This is a genomic window from Tahibacter caeni, from assembly GCF_024609805.1.
Lineage (GTDB): Bacteria > Pseudomonadota > Gammaproteobacteria > Xanthomonadales > Rhodanobacteraceae > Tahibacter > Tahibacter caeni.
In genome coordinates this window covers 1-18,698 of sequence record NZ_JANFVR010000070.1, presented here as the reverse complement: position 1 = coordinate 18,698, position 18,698 = coordinate 1, and the positions used below count along the sequence as shown (strand labels likewise).

Genomic DNA, 18,698 nt, shown 5'->3' with positions numbered 1-18,698 from the left:
CCGATCACCGCGGCGCGCGGCCAGCTCGCCGCCGCCGGGCCCGCCGCGGTGGCGGCGGCGCTGGCCGGGGTCGACGCCAGCCTGTGTCCGCTCGGCGCCGCCCTGCTCGAAGCCGCCAGCGGCGACCTGTCCCTGGCCCTCTCGCCGGCGCTCGCCGTCAACGTGCCGACGCAGCCCGTCAGCGTGAACGTCAACCTGTACAACGACACTCCCGGCCCGCGCACGTTCGACGTGGCGGTCGACGGCGTGCCGGCCGGCGTCCACGCCGTGCTCAACACGACCACGATCAACCTGCCCTCGCACGTGCTCAGCAACGGCTGCTGCGGTTCGCCGGCGCTGACGCTGACCTTCACCAACGACGACGGCCAGGCCCGCGCCTTCGACTATCGCGTCACCGTCACGCCGCACGACCTGCCGCAGCTGTCGCGCAGCATCACCGGCACGCTCACGCTGCGCAGCGACATCGTCCGCGTGGCCAGCGTGCGTGCGGCGCCGCTCGCGGTGGATCCCGGCACGGCGGTCACGGTAACCACGCGCGTGATGAACTCCGTCAACGGCTATCGCACGGTGTTCGGCAGCTGGCGCCTGAGGGATCCGACCGGCACCGTGCGCCGCACGGGCAATACCGACGCGAAGCTCCTGGCGCCCGGCGACGGCATCGTCGCCCTGCCCGACTTCGGCATCGACACGACTGGATTGAGCGGCGCCCATACGATCGAGATGAGCCTCATCGACATCAACCGCTGCTGCGACGCCATCCCCGGGGCGACCGGATCGGGCGGCTTCCTCGTCGGCCAGCCGTTTTCGGCGCAGCTCTCGGTGACGCCGGCGACGGTGCCGCCGGGCAGCAGCACGATCGCCTACGATCTCGCGCTGTCGCACGAATCCGCGCCGACGCCGGTGATCGATGCCCGCGCCTCGCTCGTCATGCCGGCGTCGACGCGCTCGTTCGTGCTGCACGGGGGCTATCTGTACGTGTGCCAGCGCGACCAGGTGTCGATCGTCGATACGCTCGCGCCCGGCGCGCCGGCCATCGTCGGCACCTTCGCCACCACGGGCGTGCTCGATACGGGCTACGGCAATGTCGGCTGCAACCGCGACGGCGACGTGCTGGTCGTTGCCTACAACCTGTCGAGCCCGAGTTCGTTCGACGACCTGAAGATCGTCGCCTACCTGATCGATGCGGCGCATGCGACGGCGCCGCTGCGGCTCAACGCCGTGCCGGTCAGCGTGCCCAAGCGCTTCGGCGGCACCATCCAGTTCAACGACAGCCACCAGGGTTCCCTCACGACCACGGCGGTGATCTACAACCCGTTCTCCGGGTTCATTTTTCAGCAAAACGGAAACCTGATCAGCCTGGATTTCTCCACACCGGCCAATCCGGTGCAGACCGGCGAGCTGTTCCACCATTTCGGCCCCACCGATACCAACGACCCGGTCTACGGCGGCCCGAACATGATCCTCTCCAGCCTGCCGCGCGGCGCGACCACGCTGCTCGCAAGTACCAGCGCGGTCGGCGACGGTTTCGGCACCGGACCCGGCGTCGGCCGCATCACGGCCGTCGACATCGGCCAGCTGCCGACCAACTGCCCCGGCACGAACAACCCGTGCGTCACCGGCGCCACCGACGTGCCGGGCACGCGCGTGCTGTACGGCATCGCGGCGCAGGGTGACGCGGGACTCGCCGCCGGCGACACGGACGGCGCCTACGACGGCTACTCCGGCTTCGTCGGCAATCTCACCTTGAGCGCGCTGGATCTCAGCGGCGCCCTGCCCGTCGTGCAGAGCACGCTCACTTCGCTGATGCTCAACCGGCGTCCCGCCGGCGCGCCGTGCAACCAGCCGCTCGACACCGGCGGCACCGGCCTGAAGGCGCTGACGAACAACTACTACGCGGTCGGTGCGTTCAATCCGCTGTCGTGTTCGTGGGTGCTCGCGCTCGTCGACGCCAACGACACCGCGCACCTGCGCATCATTCCGTACGACGTGCCGTCGGTGCTGCGCGACGTGGTGCTCGACGGCGACACGCTCTACGCGCTCACCGACACCGCCGTCCTCGTCTACGACTATCACGTGCTCGCGGGACCGGCGATCACGGCCATCGTGGACATTCCGAAAGGCACCGGCGTGAACCTCGTGCCGGGCTCGTTCAGTCCGGCGCCCACCGACGTCGACACCGGCGCAGCCGGCTACGACCGCTACCGCTGGTACCGGCCGACGGCCACCCACATCACCTGGCAAGCCACCGTCAGCGGCATGACGCCGGGCGAATTGCGCGACGTCGCGGCCGGCGGCCGCGTCGACTACACCTTGCCGTCGATCGGCGCCGGCAGCCTGCCGCTGGAGCGCGCCGCCGTCAGCGCCGCGCAGACGCTCGCGATCACGCCGGCCCGGCAGGGGGCGCAACTCGGCGATCCGCTGACCTATGCGATCACGCTGACCAATCCCTCGGCGAGCGCGGTGAACTATGACCTGTCGCTGCTCGGCCTGCCTGCGCGCTGGCTGGTGCAGCTCGACACGCCGGTCACGGTGCCGGCACAGGGCCAGGCCACGGCCGCACTCGTGCTGCGCTCCACCCTCGGTGACACGCAATACACCGACTATCCGTTCACCGTCGCCGCCGCCGCGAGCAGCGGGTTCACCACCTCGGGCCAGGCCGTCCTCGCCACCGGTGCACGCAATGTCGGCCCCGATCCGAACACGCCGATCCTGGCTTCCACCCTGGCGCCGCTGAACAATCCCGTCAGCGTCGGCCGCGGCAGCGTGGCGCCGGTCGTCATGCGCAGCGCTAACGTCGGCAACGTCGCGCAGAACTACTACCTCGGCCTGAACAGCGCACCGCCCGGGATCAGCGTCGACTTCCTGCAGCCCAGCTATGTCATGACCGCCGGCTCGACCCACGACGTGTCGGGCACGGTCTCGGTGGCGCCGGACGTCGCGCCCGGCAGCTACGAGGTCATCCCCTACCTCAACAGCTTTGCGGGAAACCAGTTCGGCAGCCTGACGGTGAATGTGCCGGGGCCGGGCGTGCGCATCGCGCTGGCGCCGGCGAGCGGCACCGCGGCGACGGTCTACACGGCGCGCGTCACCAACAGCGGCGTCGCGAGCGATACCTTCGATGTGTCCGCGCTCGGTCCGCTCGGCCCTGCGGTGACGCTGGCGCCGCAGGCCGTGACGCTGGCCCCCGGCGAAGCGCAGGACGTCGTCGCGACGCTCGCCGGCACGGACTATCTGCCGCCGGGGACGAGCACGTTCGACGTGCAGGCCGTCTCGCGCACGTTGGCGGCGGCGCGGGCGCGCAGCAGCGCCCAGGTGACGCTGGCGGCGGGGAAGGCCGTCGCCCTGCTCGGCGTGCCCGCCACATTCACGGCACCCGATCTGCCGGCGAGCGGCAGCTTCGGCGTGCGCGTCGTCAATAGCGGCAATGTGGAAGATGTCTATAGCCTCGCCATCACCGGCACGAGCGGCGCGATCACGGCCAGCCTGCACGACAGCGCCGGCGGCAGCGTCGCCGCGGTCGCGCCGATACGCCTGCCCGGCAATGCCGCAGCCCAGTTCCGCGTCGACGCCACGCTCGCCGCCGGCGGCGGCGAGACCGGCAGCATCACGCTCAGGGCCCTCTCGCAGAGCGATGCGGCAGTCGACGCCACGCTGGTGCTGACTTTCTCGCGCAACGGCGCGGCCAACATCCTCGTGAGCTCGCCCGGCGCGATGGACTTCGGCGACCAGACGCTCAATTCCACGAGCCCGGTACGCACGGTGAACCTGCTCAACAGCGGCGCAGGCGACTTCGCCATCGGTACGGTGTCGCTGGCCGGCGCCGACCCCGGCGACTTCGCGCTGGCCGGCGGCAACAACGCCTGCAGTGCCGGCGGCACCATCGCCGCAAACGGCGGCACCTGCACGCTGTACGCGCGCTTCGCGCCGCTGGCGCTCGGCGCCCGCAATGCCCGCATCGACGTGACCAACGCGAATGCCGGCACCACCGCGACGGTGCCGCTCAGCGGCAACGGCGTCGAAGGCAGCCATCTCGGCGCGGAACTCACCGCCAACCGCGCCCATGTGCAGTACCGGCACACGCTCAGCTATCTCGTCACCGCGCGCAATCCGGGAGCCGCCGCCGTCGCCGGCGTGAACATCGCGCTGCCGCTGCCGGCACAGCTCGACCCGGGCAGCGCCTCGTGGTTCTGCATCAACGCAGGCGATCCGAATGCGCATTGCACTGCCTCGGGAAGCGGCGCGCTCGCCGACGGCGACGTCACCGTTCCGGCGGAGGGCAGCGTGAGCTATGTCGTCAGCGGCCAGATCCTGGGCATGCCGGACAGTGACCTCGTTACCGCGACGGCGCAGGTTTCCAGTGCGCTCGACCCCGGGCCTTACACGGCGTCGGCGAGCACGCAGATCGTGCTGTTCCGCGACGGCTTCCAGCCCTTCGGTGATGGCGCCGGCAGTCTGGCGCTCGCCGGAGCCGGCACGCTGGCCGTCAACGGGAGCCGTCTGCTGCGCATACCCGCGACGCCGACGGCGCACTTCATCGAGACGGTGGTGCTGGGCCGCAATGCCGGCGCCGGCGGCTTCCGCGTCGAGCGCGTCGGCCGGGCGTCGCGGTACTGGGTGCGCGTGGTTGCCGAACCCGCCGCCGGTGCCGAGCGGGCCGGCGCCTGGATCGCGGTTCCGTCCGACGGCGTCGTGAGTCTGGGGTCGGCCGCGAAGGACGGCAGTCTCGTCGTGCTGCTGCGCGCCGGCGACGAGGAATCGCGCGTGCCTCTGGAAGGTTCCGCGGCGGACTGGTTCGATCTGCGCGTCACGCCGGGCGAAGCGCCGTCCGGCGCGCAATGAGGCAACGCTGCCGCCGGCGTGGCTGCCGGCGGTGGCGGCCGGGGCCGCTGCAACCTCCGAGGAAGGATCTGCAATCCGCGGAAAGCCTTACAAAGCCGCACGCCGCCCTGGGCGCGCAAATCCGCATCGCGAGGCGCTTTCCGCTCGTGGCACGTCGGTTGCTCCGCTCCTTCGGCGCCGACCGGCGCAACCCCTGGAGCGAACGATGCCTACGCAGAACCCGAACCCGCAGAAACAGCAGCAATCGCAGAACCCGAACCGCGAGGCCTCGCAGAATCCGGACAAGAAGCAGGAGCAGCAGACCCAGAACCGGCCGCAGGAAGAGCGGCCGCAGCAGGGCCAGAGCCGCATGCCGAGCGACCGCAACCGCTGAGGCAAGAACCGAAGCAGTAGCGGCGATCCGGGCAGAGGCGCCTGCCCGGATCGCTTCGGGTCAGCCTACTACCGCAGCGAGCGCGAATATCGGCGAATAGCAGGCCCAGATGCCGAAGCCGGTCAGGACGACCGCCGTCGCAATGCCGGCAAGCAGCGCCACCGCGCCGCGCGCCTGCCGATCCGGCCATGCGATCCAGATCGCCGGCACGAGCAGCGCGGCGAGACCCCAGCCGCGATAGGTCGCGAGCATCAGCCGCGTCGCGAGCGGCAGATCGCCGCCGAAGCCGTCGAACATCAGCTTGAACTTCGGCACGACGATCAGCGCAGCCACCGTGACCGCGAGCACGTTCAGCATGCCGATGACCGGCAGCAGACGATCGTGCGTGGTCATCGGGGGACGAAGCAGGGACGGCGGCATGCGGGAGCGATCACGAGGGGTTTCCGCGATCTTGCGCAGCCCGGGCCGACTCGGCAAGCGCGGGCAACGGGTGTGCCGGACCGTTTGGCCGCACGGCGGGTTCCGACCGTCGCGACGGCTGCGGCGCAGATCGTCGGGAAGGCCGCTTCTGCGGAATCGATGCGGCGATCCCGTTCACCGGCCCGGGCCGAGGAAAACGGCGGCGATGCGCGTCGGCGTCAGTCGCGCGGTTCGTCGCGCTGCATCGTGCGCCGGCAGTCTCCGCCCGACGGCGAACATGACCTGCGAGGTCATGTCCCCGCGACGACGCGGCGCTTAGCATCGGCGCTCCGCCGACGAGGAATTCCCGTGCAGACCCGAGCTTCGACCGCGCCCGACACCGCCGCGCCGCTGGGCCGGCTGCTGCGCGAATGGCGCCTGACGCGACGTCTGAGCCAGCTCGACCTTGCGCTCGACGCGAACATCTCGGCGCGGCATCTGAGCTGCGTGGAAACCGGCAAGTCGCAGGCCAGCCGCGAACTCGTGCTGCGTCTGGCTGATGCGCTCGACGTGCCGCTGCGCGAGCGCAATGCGCTGCTCGTCGCCGCGGGCTTCGCGCCGAAATATCCGGAGTCGACCCTCGCGACACCGGCGCTCGCTCAGGTGCGCCGGGCCATCGAGGCGATACTCGCGCAGCAGGAGCCGTATCCGGCGTTCCTGCTGAACCGGCATTGGGACGTGCTCGCGGCGAATGCGGCCGCGGTTCGCGTCAACCGCTTCGTGCTCGGCGGCCGCGACAGCCGCCACGCGAACATGCTGCGCCAGTTCTTCGATCCGGACGACCTGCGTGCGGCAGTCGCGAACTGGGAAGAAGTGGCCGGCAGCCTGATCCACCATCTGCACAGCGTCGTGGCTGCGGCGCCCGGCGACGAGACGGCGGCCGCGCTGCTCGCCGAGGTGCTCGCCTATCCCGGCGTACCGTCGCGCTGGCGCCGGCGCGATGCCGACGGCGGCGCGACGCCGCTGCTGACGACAGTGCTGCGCCGTGATGCGACCGAGTTGCATTTCTTCTCGACGATCACGACTTTCGGTACGCCGCGCGACGTGACGATCGAGGAGCTGCACATCGAATGCTGCTTCCCGGTCGACGAGGCGACGGCGCAGCATTGCCGCGAGCTGGCGGCGGCCGGCTGAGCGTCGCGCGGGCCGACCGCATCACGCGGTCGCCGGTGTCGGGAGCGCATCGGCGCATGGACCGACGAGCGCCGCGGCCACTGCCCGCATCCCGCCACAATCCGTCGGCGGCCGGCCCGGATTCGAGCGCGGGCACGCCTGCGCCGCGGGCTGGAATGGCATCCACGCCGAAGACCTTCGGCGCCCTCGTCCATCCATCCGCCCAGGAGTCGTTTCGTGGCCTTGTCGTCGTCGCGGCTGTCGCACGCCGTCCGTGTCGTTTTCCGTCCGCGCGTCCTGCTGCTCGCGGCCCTGGCCGCCGGCGGCTATGCACTGTATACGCATCCGCCGACCGGGAGCGTCGGCGCCGGCGAGCTCGGCGTGCGTCTGAATCGCTGGACCGGCACGACGACGACGACCGGCGAAGGACTGGTCGTCGTACTGCCGGGTCTGCACGAGCTGCGCCGCTATCCGCTACAGAGCCGCCTGTACCGGCCCGAGCGCAGCGCCCGCGCCGACGGCGAAGCGCCGTTCCAGTCGATCGAAGGTCTGTCGTTCGGCGCCGAAGTCGCGATCCGCTATTCGCTCGATCCGGGCCGCGTCGATCTCTTCGCACGCACGGCGCCGGAACACATAGCGAGCGACCGCCTCGAACCGGCCGTGCAGGGCACGATCTACAAGGTGTTCGCGCGCTACACCGTGCGCGAGATCTTCTCGACCAAGCGCCAGGAGCTGCAGGACGTGCTCGAGACCGAGCTCAAGCCCAAGCTCGCCGCCGACGGCATCGTGCTGAACTCGGTGCTGCTCGGCAACGTGGACCTGCCGGCCGACTATCGCGCCGGCATGGAGAAGCTGCTCGCGGTCGAACTCGAGACCGAAAAGATGAAGTACACCCTGGAGCTCAAGGAAAAGCAGGTCAAGGAAGCCGAGCTCGCGGCCGACGCGGAAAAGGTCACGCGCGAGAAGGCCGCGCAGGCCGCCGCGTCGGAGCAGATCATCGCGGCAAAGGCACAGGAGGAAGCGATGCGCCACGTACTGCCGTTCAAGCAGAAGCAGATCGAGCAGCGCCAGCTCGAAGCCGAGGCCGAGAAGACCTCGCGCATCAAGCTCGCCGAAGCCGCCGCCGAGGCGCGCCGCATCGAAGCTGCCGGCGAAGCCGATTCGCGCCAGCGCCTGGCCGAGGCCGAAGTGTTCCGCCTCGAACGCATCGGCAAGGTACAGAGCGAGCAGATGCAGCGCGACGGCGAGCTGATCACGAAGCATCCGCTGCTGATCCAGAAGACGCTGGCCGACAAGCTGTCGGACAAGGTCTCGGTCATCATCGCGCCGCCGCCGGCCGGCGGCGGTTTCATCGGCAACACCTTGCTCGGCACCAGCGCGGTCGCGCAGCAGGCGCCGGCCGGCGCCGAATGAGGCGAGGAACGGATCGGCAGCGGGCTCCTGCGCGCTGCCGCTTTCTCTTCGACTCCGCCGGACGAGTCGCGTCCCCGGACATCGGCCGTCCTGACCCGGAGAACCGGGATCGAAAGCCGCATTCGACCTGGCGGAATTCCCTGCCGCACATCGGAAACGCATCGATGAAACGTCTGCTTGCCGCCCTGCTGCTCTGCGCCGGCGCCGCCGCCGCGGAGGAACCCGTCGCCGAGACGGCTATCGTGACCCAGGATCAGATCGCGCTGCGCGCGGCGCCGAAGGAATCGGCGCCGCAGCAGGCCGTGCTCTGGCAAGGCGACACCCTGGAAATCCGAGATGCGCGATTCGGCTATCTGCAGGTCTACGACCATCGCCGCGAACGCGGCGGCTATGTGCGCGCGAGCCAGGTGCGCCGCGTCAGCCTGCAGCCCGAACGCGCCGGCGAGCTGCTCGCGGTCGTGCGCTTCCTGCGCGACACGCCGGGCGCCGAAGCGCTGGGCCTGGCCTACGTCGCGGCGTATCTGAGGGCCGCGCCGGCGCAGGCCATCGGCAGCGAGGCGTTTTCGGCGCTCGGCAGCATGGCCGAACGCCTTGCGCGGCGCGCATCGTCGCGCCGCGCCAAGGCCGACGACGCGACGATCGCGGCACATCTCGACGTCGCCGCGAGCCTCGGCGTGACGATACGCAGCATGGAACGCGAAGGCCGCGTCGTGCTCTGCTACGACGGCGAGGCGTTCCGGCGCGTGCTCGCACTGCCGGCGGGCGACGACGTGCATGCGGGCGCCGCGCTCGCGTTGACGCGTCCCGACTGCGTGCCGCCGGACCTGAGCCCGGCCGCGCGCTACGACTACGATGCCTGGCGCAGCGACGTGCTCGCGCGCGTGAAGTCCGACGGCCTGCCCGAGTACCTGCGCAATCGCCTGCGCCTGCGCAGCGCCGGCGTGCAGGCCAGCTTCGCGTTCCAGCGCGCGCGCCGCGGCGAGGACGCGCAGCCGACCATGGCGCTCGCGCTGCAGGCGCTGGCCGGCGTCGACAAGCTCGAGCTGGCCGAGGAAGACAACGCCGCGTACACCGATGCCGCCGTGCGCGTCGGCGCCTCGCGCTGGAGCGCCGAAGCGGTTCCGACCGCCGCCGCCAAAGGGTTGCACGTAGAGACGCGCCCCGGCGAACCGGGCCAGACCTGCATCGCGCTCGTCGACGCGCAGCACGACGCGGCGCATGCATTGGCGCAGCGCTGTACCTATGGCCTCGTCTGGACCGCGTCGGCCAGCAGCAATGCCGCCGGCACCGTGCTGACCCTCGCCGTGCAGCCGCTCGACGCGTGGCGCGAGCTCTGGGTATTCCAGCGCGGCGGCGACGGGTGGCGCATCGACGTGCTGCCGCCGAGCCTCGACACGCCCGACGTCGGCTATCTCGAATTCGCCGGCTGGGTGCCCGGCAAGGCCCAGCTGCTCGCGGCGCGCGAAACCAAGGTCGACGGCCGCTTCCGGCGCAGCTTCGAGGTCATCGACCTCGCGACGTTGAACGTCAGCAAGCAGGTCGACAGCCCGGCCGCGCTGAGCGTGTTCTACCGTTCGCAGGACCCGGCCTGGAAGCGCGGCAGCGTCGCGCTGCGCTGACGCCACGTCGCCCCGGCGCGCGCCGCGCGGAACCGGCGTTGCGCCGGCATTCTCCGGTGCCGGCGCAGTTCGGCGGGTTCCCGGTTCACAGGCGCCGCGCCGCCGCCTGGATCTGCGCGAATTCGAGGCCGAAGCGCTTGAGGTATTTGCGCAGCCGGTCCGCATCGTTGCTCGAACTGCGCTTCTCGCGGCTGGCCTGGAACAGGCTGCGTCCGGCGTCGCTCGCGCTGCGCGCGGCGGCACAGACGCGCAGCACGTCGGCGAGTTGCACGCGGTCGAAGCGGTCGATCTGCTCCAGCCGGTCGCCGAGCAGCGCATCGAGCAGCGCGTAGCCGCCGTCGCCGTTGGCGGCGCTGCGTCGCGTGCCGCCCCAGAGCCGGCGCAGGCGCACGGTTTCCTCGTCGACGACATCGACCGTGATGCGGCCCTGCGAGGCCAGGGTCGCCATGCGCGTGACCGACGCGCCGAGATCGCGGAAATTGCCGGGCCAGGTCGCCTCGATGCTCATCGCGAAACGCAGGTAGCGTTCGCGCGCCTCGCGGTTGAACGTGATGCGTTCGCTGTGCACGCGCGCGAAGCGCTCGAGCTCGAAATCGAGATTCGGCTCGATGTCCTCGGCACGTTCCTTGAGCCCCGGCAGATAGAAGGTCCAGAGGTTCAGGCGCGCGAACAGGTCCTCGCGGAAGCGGCCTTCGGCGACCGCGACCGACAGGTCGCGGTTGGTGCCGGCGATCAGCTGGAAGTCGCTGCTGACCTCGCGGTCGCCGCCGAGCGGCGGAAAGCGCTTGTCCTCGATCGCGCGCAGCAGCATGGCCTGTTCGTCGAGGCCGAGCTCGCCGATCTCGTCGAGGAACAGCAGACCGCCGTCGGCGCTCTTGAGCAGGCCGGCCCGTTCGCTCTGCGCGCCCGTGAACGCGCCGCGCACGTGGCCGAACAGCGCGCTGCCCGCGCCGTCGCCGCGCAGGGTCGCGCAGTTCACCTCGACGAAGCGGCCCTTGAGCGCATGCCGGCGCTGTTTCAGCTCGAACAGGTTGCGCGCGAGCATGCTCTTGCCGGCGCCGGTCGGGCCGAGCAGCAGCATCGGCGCCTTGGAGCGGATCGCGACGCGCTCGATCTGCTCGATCATGCGGTTGAACGTCGCGCTGCGCGTGGCGATGCCGCTCTTGAGGAAGCTCGCCGTGTCTTCGCTTTCTCGCGCGAAGCGCTGGGCGATGCGGTCGTAGCGCGCGAGGTCGAGATCGATGATCGCGTACTTGCCCGGATCGCCCGTGCGCTGCTTCGGCGGCGGCGAGGTCTGCAGCAGTCGCGCCGGGAAGAAACGCGCCTCGGTCAGCAGGAACCAGCAGATCTGCGCGACGTGCGTGCCGGTGGAGATGTGCACGAGGTAGTCCTCGCGCTCGGTGTCGAACGGATAGCCGCGCGCGAACTCGTGCAGCGCGGCGAAGACCTGTTCGAAATCCCAGGGATCCGACAGGAAGAAGTCGTGCACGCGCACCTGGGTCTCGGGGCTGACCTCGGCGAGGTCGGCGCGCAGCCGGCCGGCCAGCTTGCCAAACTTGCGCTCGTCCAGCAGCAGCTCCAGGCGAGAGACCAGCAGGTCGTCGTACATGCCCAGGGCTACGCTCGGCCGCCATTTCTCCCAACGGCCCGGGCCGTCGGCCGCGTCCAGCACCGTACCGACGAAACCGATCACGACGAGCGGCTTGCTCTGCATGTCCCCTGCCCCGAATTTATCCGTACGGATAATACACGAGCGCATCAGCTCGGTTCGAAGTTCGATCGAAAACCGCGCCGGATTTTCAATCCTTTGATTTTTGGGAATATTCAATGGATGAGCCGGGTTGGCACGACCCTTGATATGGGACAACCCGTGCCGGGACGGAGCGCGCCGCCGGGGTTCCCCCAAGGGCTTCGACAGGCGGACCTCGGGCAGCGGGCTCCGCGACCTGGCCCCGGCACACGACAGGAGAAAGGAGAAATGGCCGCAGCGAATCCGCGCTGCGGCCGCAACGATCACCGGTTTGGCCGCGACGGCGAATGCCCCGCAGGACTACATCGAATCCAGCGCCGTGAGGCATGCGGGGGCGAAAGTCCCCCGCCGGTGTCAATCACCGTGGCGAAATACAGACGCACTGGAAAAACGTCTTGTACCGAATTCGTCGCCGTCGCGACCGCTACGGGCGCAGGGGCCCCGCCCGAACATCCGGGCCCCGCTGTTTCATCGCGACATCACGGTGTTGCGGCAAGCGGCGAATGCTGACGAAGACTACATTCCCTGTTAAGGACCCACGTCTTGGTCGAATTCCTAGTCGCCGCTTGCCGCAGTACCGCGAATGCCTGCGGGTCTACATTGATTGCGGAGGTCGCGGGTTCGAGCCCCGCCGGTTCACGCCGTAGCTCAGCGAGAGCACCGCACGCGTTCCGTGACTCGCACCCACCTCGTCGCCGTACTGCATCCGAATACAACGAGAGAGAAGAGAGATCGTCATGAACACCGCGCTGCATCAGACCCTTCACGACGAAGGCGGCGTGCCGATCAAGGCCTGGATCGACGGCGTGCCGCTGGACGAGGGCGCGCGCAAGCAGCTGCGCAACCTCGCGCGGCTGCCGATCGTCGGCCCGTGGATCGCCGTCATGCCCGACGTGCACCTCGGCATCGGCGCGACCGTGGGCTCGGTGGTGCCGACCGAAGGCGCGATCATCCCGGCCGCCGTCGGCGTCGACATCGGCTGCGGGATGATGGCCTACCAGACCACCCTGCGCGCCGATCAGCTGCCGGAGAACCTGCAGACGATCCGCAGCGACATCGAACGCGCTGTGCCGCACGGCTTCGTCACGGTCGAGGGCCGCAGCCTCAAGGGCAGCTGGATCGTCGCGCCGAACTCGGCCACGACGCGCTGGCGCGGTCTCGAACAGCGCTATCGCGCGCTCGTCGAACGCCATCCGCGCATCTCGCACAAGTCGCCGCTGAGCCAGCTCGGCTCGCTCGGCGGCGGCAACCACTTCATCGAACTGTGCCTGGACGAAACCGACCAGGTCTGGGTGATGCTGCACTCGGGTTCGCGTGGCGTCGGCAACGGCATCGGCCAGTACTTCATCGAGAAGGCGCGCAACGAGATGCAGAAGCAGCAGGCCAACCTGCCGGACCGCGATCTCGCCTACTTCAAGGAAGGCAGCGAGGTGTTCGACGACTACGTGCAGGCCGTGGAGTGGGCGCAGGAATACGCGGCCGAAAACCGCCAGCAGATGATGGAAACCGTGCTGACCGTGCTGCGCAAGCACCTGCCGTCGTTCCAGCTCACGCGCATGGCGATCAACTGCCATCACAACTACGTGCAGCGCGAGACGCATTTCGGGCGCGAGCTGTACGTGACGCGCAAGGGCGCGGTCAGTGCGCGCGAGGGCCAGTTCGGCATCATCCCGGGCAGCATGGGGGCGAAGAGCTTCATCGTGCGCGGTCTCGGCAATGCCGAGAGCTTCTGTTCCTGCTCGCACGGCGCCGGCCGCGTCATGAGCCGCACCGAGGCCAAGAAGCGCATCACGCTCGGCGAACACCGCGCGGCGACCGCGCACGTGGAATGCCGCAAGGATGTCGACGTCATCGACGAATCGCCGGCCGCGTACAAGCCGATCGACCAGGTCATGGCCGCACAGCGCGATCTCGTCGAGATCATGCATACCTTGCGGCAAGTCGTCTGCGTCAAAGGTTGAACCAGGAGAAGGAACCATGCGCAGCGACCTGCACGAAGTGCTGATCGAACGGCCGCGTGGCGGACAGCGCCGCAAGACCGATCGCGGCCACAAGCCGCGTGTCGGCGAATGGACCGGCGAGGACGACAGCTACGCGGACAGCTATCGGCCTCGCCGCCACCGCACGAAGTATTTCGACGACCTGCTTTCGCCGCTGCGCCGCTGGCTGCGCAAGCAGGTCGACCGGCCCTGGGACAGGGTGTGGAGCGAGCTCGCCGGGGGCATAGACTCGCGCAGCGTGGTCGGCCGGCATCTGCTGGATCACGTTCGCCAGCTCGTCACGATTGAATGTCGATACGACGCGCAGCGGCGCCGCGCCGTTCACTCGCCGCACCGCACCCGCGGGGTCCGGCTCGACGGGGAAGTGACCGGGTTGTTCGTCGACCCGCGCACCCGGATCCTGCGATGGCGCAAACCGCCACCGCGACGTGCGGCGCGCCGAAGGGAGCCGGAGCCGATCCGGCATCCGGACGGATCGCCGGCCGATCTGCACCGGCTTTCTCCGGCGCGGCAAGCGCTGAAGCTCTGCGGCATCTGGTATGAAGTCGGCCTCGCCGAGCTGCCGGCGGAGGCCGGACGCAATGCGCTGCATGATCTGAAGTACCAGGCATGTCGATACGTCATCACCGGCAAGCGCCAGCTCGGCTCGCGCGAACTGTCGGAAGCGAAACTCAGCAACGACGCCTGAGACTGGTCTCGGGCAGGAAGAACCCGAGATGAAAGCACGAACGGAATCCCTCATCGAACTCGACGGCGCGCAGGGCGAAGGCGGCGGACAGATCCTGCGCACGGCGCTGAGCCTGGCCATGCTGCAGCGCCGGCCGCTGCGCCTGCGCAACATCCGCGCCAGGCGCAGCAAGCCCGGGCTCATGCGCCAGCACCTGGTCTGCGTGCAGGCCGCGGCGGCGGTCAGCGGCGCGGACGTCAGCGGCGCCGAAATCGGCTCGACCGCGCTCGAATTCCGCCCCGGCGCGATCCGCGCCGGCGAGTACGCGTTCCGGATCGGCAGCGCCGGCAGCACCCTGCTCGTGCTGCAGACCGTGCTGCCCGCATTGCTGCGCGCCGGCGGCCGCAGCCAGCTCGTGCTCGAAGGCGGCACGCACAACCGTATGGCGCCGTCGGCCGATTTCGTCGCGACGGCGTTCCTGCCGCAGCTCGCGCGCATGGGCGCCGACGTCGGGATGTCGATCGAACGCCACGGCTTCTATCCGGCCGGCGGCGGCCGCATCCACGTCGACATCGCGCCCACGGCCTTGTCGCCGCTGGCCCTGCACGAGCGCGGCGCGGCCCGCGGCATCGAAGCGACGGCACTGTTGCGCAATCTGCCGAGGCACATCGCCGAACGCGAGCTCGACACGGCCGCCGAGCGGTTCGCGCTGACGCGGCGCGAGGTACGCGACCTGCCCGCCGGCCCAGGTCCGGCGAATGCGCTCGTGCTGACCGCGCAGTTCGACCACGTCAGCGAAGTCGTCGTCGGACTCGGCGAGCAAGGCGTGGCCGCGGAGAACGTCGCACGCGGCGCCTGCGACGAACTGCGCGCCTACCTCGCCCACGGCGCGCCGGTCGGCGAGCACCTGGCCGACCAGCTGCTGCTGCCGCTCGTGCTGGCCGGCGGCAGCTTCGTGACCGGAAGGCCGAGCACGCACCTGGAAACCAATGCGGCCGTGATCCGCGCGTTCGACGCCGCGGCCGTCGACATCTCGCCCGACGACGGCGATCCGCAGCGGCGCTATCGCGTCAGTGTGCAGCGCTGAGACGACGCCCCTCCGACTTCGCAAGGCTTTCCGCATGCTGTTGAACCTCAGCACCACCCACGAACCGGCCACCGACCTCGGCTACCTGCTCGCCAAGCATCCGCAGAAGCTGCAGAGTTTCGAGCTCGCGTTCGGCCGCGCCCACGTGTTCTATCCGCAGGCCGATGCGCGGCGCTGCACGGCCTCGCTGCTGCTCGACATCGATCCGGTCGGCCTCGTGCGCGGCCGCGGCGACGGCAGCGAAGGTCCGCTCGCGCAGTACGTCAACGACCGGCCGTACGCGGCGAGCTCGTTCCTCGCCGTCGCGATCGCGCGCGTCTATCGCTCGGCGCTGTCCGGCGCGAGCGCCGGCCGCGAAGCGCTCGCGCAGACCGCGATTCCGCTCGAGGCCGAAGTGCCGGTGTTGCGCGCCCGCGGCGGCGAAGAAGCGATACGCCGCTGCTTCGAGCCGCTGGGCTACACGGTGGAGCTGGCCCCGCTCGCGCTGGATGCGCGCTTTCCCGAATGGGGCGCCAGCCCGTATTGGCGCCTGCGCATCGCCGGCTGCGTGCGCCTGCGCGAGCTGCTGTCGCACCTGTACGTGCTGCTTCCGGCCATCGACGGCGACAAGCACTACTTCGTCGGCGACGACGAGGTCGACAAGCTCGTGGCCAAGGCCGGCGACTGGCTGGCTGCGCATCCCCAGCGCGACTGGATCGCGAACCGCTATCTGAAGCGCCGCCGCTCGCTCGTGCGCTCGGCGCTCGCGCGACTGCTCGATGCGGAAGAAGACGACGTCGATCGCGCCGAACAGGCGCGCGAGGCGGCCGAGGAAGCTATCGAGCGGCCGCTGAGCCTGAACGAGCAGCGCATGGGCTCGGTGCTGTCGGTGTTGCGCCAGAGCGGCGCGCGCAGCATCGTCGACCTCGGCTGCGGCGAAGGCCGCCTGCTCGGCCTGCTGCTCAAGGAGAAGCAGTTCGAGCGCATCCTCGGCGTCGACGTGTCGCTGCGCGCGCTCGACGTCGCGGCCGACCGGCTGCATCTGGACCGCCTGCCGCCGTCGCAGCGCGAACGCCTGCAGCTCGTGCAGGGCGCGCTGACCTATCGCGACCGCCGCCTCGAAGGCTTCGACGCGGCCTGCGCGGTCGAGGTCATCGAGCACATGGATCCGCCGCGCCTGCCGGCGTTCGAGCGCAACGTGTTCGAGTTCGCGCGGCCGCGGCTCGTCGTCGTGACCACGCCGAACGCCGAGTACAACGCGAACTTCGCCGACCTGCCGGCCGGCAAGCTGCGCCATCCCGACCACCGCTTCGAATGGACGCGCGCGGAGTTCGCCGCCTGGGCCGAAGCCGTCGCCGCGCGGCGCGGCTACGGCCTGCGCCTGCTGCCGGTCGGCCCGCTCGATCCGGCGCTCGGCGCGCCGACCCAGATGGCCCTGTTCACGCGCGACGCCTGAGCGTCCGCTCCACGGAAATCCCATGCCCATCACGATTCCCAAGCTGAGCCTCGTCGCGCTCATCGGACCCAGCGGCAGCGGCAAGTCGAGCTTCGCGCGCCGTCATTTCGCGGCGACCGAGGTGCTGTCGTCCGATACCTGCCGCGGCTGGGTCAGCGACGACGAAAATGCGCAGCACGCGAGCCGCGATGCGTTCGACGTGCTGTATTTCATCGCGCGCAAGCGTCTCGCAGCCGGCCTGCTGACCGTCGTCGACGCGACCAACGTACGCCCGGAAGACCGCAGGCGCATCGTCGAGCTCGCGCGCGAGTACCACGTGTTCGCCGCCGCCATCGTGTTCGACCTGCCCGAACGCGTCTGCCACGAGCGCAACGCCGGCCGCGCCGACCGCCAGTTCGGCGCGCACGTCGTGCGCAGCCAGCTGCAGGCGCTGCACCGTTCGATGCGCAACCTGCAGCGCGAAGGCTTCCGCTACGTCAACGTGCTGCGGTCCGTCGCCGACGTCGACGCGGCGCGGATCGAGCGCACGGCCCTGTGGAACGACCGGCGCGAGGACCACGGGCCGTTCGACCTGATCGGCGACGTGCACGGCTGCTACGACGAGCTGGTCGCGCTGCTGCGCGAACTCGGCTACGTCGTGGCCGGCACGCGCGAGCAGCCGCAGGTGCAGGCGCCGGCCGGACGCAAGGCCGTGTTCGTCGGCGACCTCGTCGACCGCGGCCCGGATTCGCCCGGTGTGCTGCGCCTGGTCATGCACATGGTCGGCAACGGCACGGCGCTCTGCGTGCCCGGCAACCACGACGTCAAGCTGCAGCGCAAGCTCGCCGGCCGCGACGTGCGCGTGACGCACGGCCTGGCCGAGACCTTGCAGCAGCTCGAAGGCGCGGACACCGAATTCCTGCAGCAGATCGGGCGCTTCGTCGACGGTCTGGTCAGTCACTACGTGCTCGACGGCGGCAAGCTCGTCGTCGCGCATGCGGGCCTGCGCCAGGAGCTGCAGGGGCGCTCGTCGGCGCGCGTGCGCGAGTTCGCGCTGTACGGCGAGACCACCGGCGAGACCGACGCGTTCGGCCTGCCCGTGCGCTACGACTGGGCGCAGGACTATCGCGGTCCGGCGACGGTCGTCTACGGTCACACGCCGGTGCCGGAACCCGAATGGGTCAATCAGACGATCTGCATCGACACCGGCTGCGTGTTCGGCGGCCGCCTGACCGCGCTGCGCTATCCCGAGCGCGAGCTCGTCTCGGTGCCGGCCGCGCGCATCTACTACGCGCCGGCGGCGCCGTTCCCGGCGACGGCCGAAGCCGCGGCCGCCGCGCCGGTACGCGAAGGCAGCCTGCTCGAGCTCGGCGACGTGGCCGGCAAGCGCACGATCGAGACGCGCGTGTTCCATCGCGTCGGCGTACGCGAGGAGAACGCCGTGGCCGCGCTCGAAGTCATGAGCCGCTTCGCGCTGGATCCGCGCTGGCTGGTCTATCTGCCGCCGACCATGGCGCCGCCGGCGACCGCGACCGACGGCGACCTGCTGGAGCGGCCGCAGGAAGCCATCGCCGCCTATCGCCACGACGGCGTGCCCGAGCTCGTCTGCGAGGAAAAGCACATGGGCTCGCGCGCGATCGTCGTGCTCTGCCGCGACGAGACCGTCGCGCTGCGCCGCTTCGGCATCGGCGACGACGGCCGCGGCGTCATCTACACGCGCAGCGGGCGGCGCTTCTTCGCCGACCGCGCGCTCGAAACGGCACTGCTCGATCGCCTCGACGGGGCGCTCGAACGCGCCGACATCTGGCAGGAGCTGGCCAGCGACTGGGTCGTGCTCGACGCGGAACTGCTGCCCTGGTCGGCCAAGGCCCAGGAGCTGCTGCAGAACCAGTACGCGCCGACCGGGGCCGCGGCGCTGGCCGCGCTGGGCGCGGCCGAGTCCGCGCTCGATCGGAAGAGCACAC

Annotated in this window: 11 protein-coding genes and 1 pseudogene; 10 read left to right on the top strand and 2 right to left on the bottom strand. The window is 70.2% G+C overall.

All coding sequences use genetic code 11. The features are described from left to right. On the top strand, window positions 1-4,839 hold a 4,839-nt coding region (locus tag NON22_RS08710), incomplete at its 5' end, for a choice-of-anchor D domain-containing protein (protein ID WP_257386539.1). A 205-nt stretch (window positions 4,840-5,044) separates the two neighbouring features. Further along, window positions 5,045-5,212, top strand: coding sequence for a hypothetical protein (locus NON22_RS08705; protein ID WP_257386538.1), 168 nt, complete (start codon window positions 5,045-5,047; stop codon window positions 5,210-5,212). Window positions 5,213-5,272: 60 nt separating this feature from the next. On the opposite strand, the gene NON22_RS08700 is transcribed toward NON22_RS08705, so the two are convergent. Further along, a complete protein-coding gene (locus tag NON22_RS08700; RefSeq protein WP_257386537.1) occupies window positions 5,273-5,605 on the bottom strand; it encodes a hypothetical protein in 333 nt (110 codons plus the stop codon). A 375-nt stretch (window positions 5,606-5,980) separates the two neighbouring features. Here NON22_RS08700 and NON22_RS08695 point away from each other — a divergent pair, with 375 nt between their 5' ends. The 3 genes from NON22_RS08695 to NON22_RS08685 all read left to right on the top strand — a co-directional run bounded on the left by NON22_RS08695 (window position 5,981) and on the right by NON22_RS08685 (window position 9,816). Then, window positions 5,981-6,805 carry a helix-turn-helix domain-containing protein gene (locus tag NON22_RS08695; RefSeq protein ID WP_257386536.1) on the top strand — a complete coding sequence of 275 codons (825 nt, stop codon included), beginning with the start codon at window positions 5,981-5,983 and terminating at the stop codon, window positions 6,803-6,805. A gap of 216 nt (window positions 6,806-7,021) precedes the next feature. Beyond that, window positions 7,022-8,197 carry an SPFH domain-containing protein gene (locus NON22_RS08690; protein ID WP_257386535.1) on the top strand — a complete coding sequence of 392 codons (1,176 nt, stop codon included), beginning with the start codon at window positions 7,022-7,024 and terminating at the stop codon, window positions 8,195-8,197. A 164-nt stretch (window positions 8,198-8,361) separates the two neighbouring features. Further along, complete coding sequence (locus tag NON22_RS08685) at window positions 8,362-9,816, top strand: hypothetical protein (RefSeq protein ID WP_257386534.1); 1,455 nt, start codon at window positions 8,362-8,364, stop codon at window positions 9,814-9,816. Window positions 9,817-9,979: 163 nt separating this feature from the next. Here the strand turns inward: NON22_RS08685 and rtcR are convergent. Beyond that, window positions 9,980-11,530, bottom strand: a pseudogene (gene rtcR / locus NON22_RS08680) (RNA repair transcriptional activator RtcR); the annotation flags it as partial. Between the two features lie 773 nt (window positions 11,531-12,303). Between rtcR and NON22_RS08675 the strand changes: the two are divergent. The 5 genes from NON22_RS08675 to NON22_RS08655 all read left to right on the top strand — a co-directional run. Beyond that, window positions 12,304-13,527: an RtcB family protein gene (locus NON22_RS08675; protein ID WP_257386532.1), complete on the top strand. Its 1,224-nt coding sequence runs from the start codon at window positions 12,304-12,306 to the stop codon at window positions 13,525-13,527. A 16-nt stretch (window positions 13,528-13,543) separates the two neighbouring features. Next, window positions 13,544-14,254, top strand: coding sequence for a hypothetical protein (locus NON22_RS08670; RefSeq protein ID WP_257386531.1), 711 nt, complete (start codon window positions 13,544-13,546; stop codon window positions 14,252-14,254). A gap of 28 nt (window positions 14,255-14,282) precedes the next feature. Then, window positions 14,283-15,320, top strand: a complete 1,038-nt coding sequence (gene rtcA, locus NON22_RS08665) for an RNA 3'-terminal phosphate cyclase (protein WP_257386530.1) — start codon at window positions 14,283-14,285, stop codon at window positions 15,318-15,320. Window positions 15,321-15,354: 34 nt separating this feature from the next. After that, a complete protein-coding gene (locus NON22_RS08660) occupies window positions 15,355-16,755 on the top strand; it encodes a 3' terminal RNA ribose 2'-O-methyltransferase Hen1 (RefSeq protein ID WP_257386529.1) in 1,401 nt (466 codons plus the stop codon). Window positions 16,756-16,777: 22 nt separating this feature from the next. Further along, on the top strand, window positions 16,778-18,698 hold a 1,921-nt coding region (locus NON22_RS08655; RefSeq protein ID WP_257386528.1), incomplete at its 3' end, for a polynucleotide kinase-phosphatase.